Origin of the sequence: Mesorhizobium sp. M1A.F.Ca.IN.020.04.1.1, assembly GCF_003997315.1 — a bacterium.
In the GTDB taxonomy this organism is placed as follows: domain Bacteria; phylum Pseudomonadota; class Alphaproteobacteria; order Rhizobiales; family Rhizobiaceae; genus Mesorhizobium.
In genome coordinates this window covers 1-1566 of the sequence record NZ_RZSN01000364.1, presented here as the reverse complement: position 1 = coordinate 1566, position 1566 = coordinate 1, and the positions used below count along the sequence as shown (strand labels likewise).

General features: G+C 65.1%; 2 protein-coding genes and 1 pseudogene. All 3 read left to right on the top strand.

What is annotated here, in order from left to right; all coding sequences use genetic code 11:
- Window positions 1–200: pseudogene (locus EOA49_RS31865) on the top strand (polyprenyl synthetase family protein); the annotation flags it as partial.
- A 107-nt stretch (window positions 201–307) separates the two neighbouring features.
- A complete protein-coding gene (locus EOA49_RS31860) occupies window positions 308–973 on the top strand; it encodes a GntR family transcriptional regulator (protein WP_095800918.1) in 666 nt (221 codons plus the stop codon).
- Between the two features lie 198 nt (window positions 974–1171).
- Window positions 1172–1566: biotin transporter BioY (locus tag EOA49_RS31855; RefSeq protein ID WP_164749381.1), on the top strand; the 395-nt coding region annotated here is incomplete at its 3' end.

Here is a 1566-nt window from a genome sequence, read left to right as displayed (position 1 = left end):
TCGAGGAAAATGTCGCCGACGATGCCGGGCTCGAAAAGGCGATCGGTCTGATGACCCGCCATGGCGCCATCGCCGACACGATTGGCCGCGCCCGTCACTTCGGCGAGATCGCCCGCGACGCGCTCGCGCCGCTGGAGGCGACGCCGCAGAAATCGGCGCTGATCGACGTCATCGATTTCTGCATCAGCCGCGTCAACTGAGCGCCTGTCGGTTCTCCTTGGCATCGCCTGGCGTCCGCCGGGCGGGCGCCTGTGATTCCGCTCTGGCCGTCTCGACAAACGGCAGCTCAGCAAATTATCTATAAAACATGGCCACCACAGAGGACACGATCGCCGTCCGCATCAGCAAGGAACTGGCGGACCGCATCATTTCGGGCGCTATCGAGCCCGGATCGCGGCTGCGCCAGGATCATGTCGCCGAGGAATTCGGCACCAGCCACGTGCCGGTGCGCGAGGCCTTCCGCCGCCTCGAGGCGCAGGGTTTGGCGATCAGCGAGCCGCGCCGCGGCGTGCGTGTGGCCGCTTTCGATCTCGGCGAGGTCAGGGAAGTGGCCGAGATGCGCGCCGCGCTCGAAGTGTTGGCGCTGCGCCACGCCGCGCCGCATCTGACGCCGGCGATCCTCGACCGCGCCGAGGAGGCGACCAAGGCGGGCGACAAATCCCGCGATGTCCGCTCCTGGGAGGAGGCCAATCGCACCTTCCACCGCTTGATCTTGACGCCCTGCAACATGCCGCGCCTGCTTTCCACCATCGACGACCTGCATGCCGCAAGCGCGCGTTTCCTGTTCGCCGCCTGGCGCTCCGAATGGGAGACCCGCACCGATCAGGATCACCGGGCGATCCTGAGCGCGCTGAGGCAAGGCAACACGGAATCGGCCGCCGCCACGCTCGGCCGGCATGTGCAATGGATCGGCCAAAAACCGGTCAAGACCGCTTCCGGCAGGACTCGCGACGCCTTCGCCATCGTCGGCTAGCGCGAGAACGCAGACACAGCTGCCTTTCTGCGCTCAATGGCAGTCAAATGTCGGTTTTGGGCGCCCCGATTGCCCATGAATGGCTCAGCCTCATTGCCCTCCGCAAGGCAGCGCTTGCCATCTCCGCAAAAATATGGATTCGATAATAGATCGATTGCAGGAATTATCTATAATTTCAACTCAACCAGGGACCTCACCGTGACAAACATCGCCGTTTCGACCCGCCAGTCTTCCTTCAGCCCGCTCCAACTGCACAGCCGCTCCGTTGCCTGGCAGTTCGGCGCCGTCGTCCTCGGCTCGCTGTTCCTGGCGCTGTCGTCCTACATCGAGGTGCCGATGGTGCCGGTTCCGGTGACCATGCAGACCTTCGCGGTGACGCTGGTCGGTGCGCTCTATGGCTGGCGCTTCGGCGCGCTCACCATCGCGGCCTGGCTTGTCGAGGGTGCCGCCGGCTTCCCGGTTCTGGCCGGCGGTGCGGCCGGCGTGCAGCATTTTATGGGCCCGACCGGCGGCTATCTCTTCTCCTTCCCGATCGTCGGTGCGATCGTCGGCTGGCTGGCCGAGCGCGGCTGGAACGGCAATCGGGTGATGCT

What these genes read in the sequence shown, in the direction of transcription:
- EOA49_RS31860 (WP_095800918.1), top strand. Translation starts at nt 308, where the DNA reads ATGGCCACCACAGAGGACACGATCGCCGTCCGCATCAGCAAGGAACTG.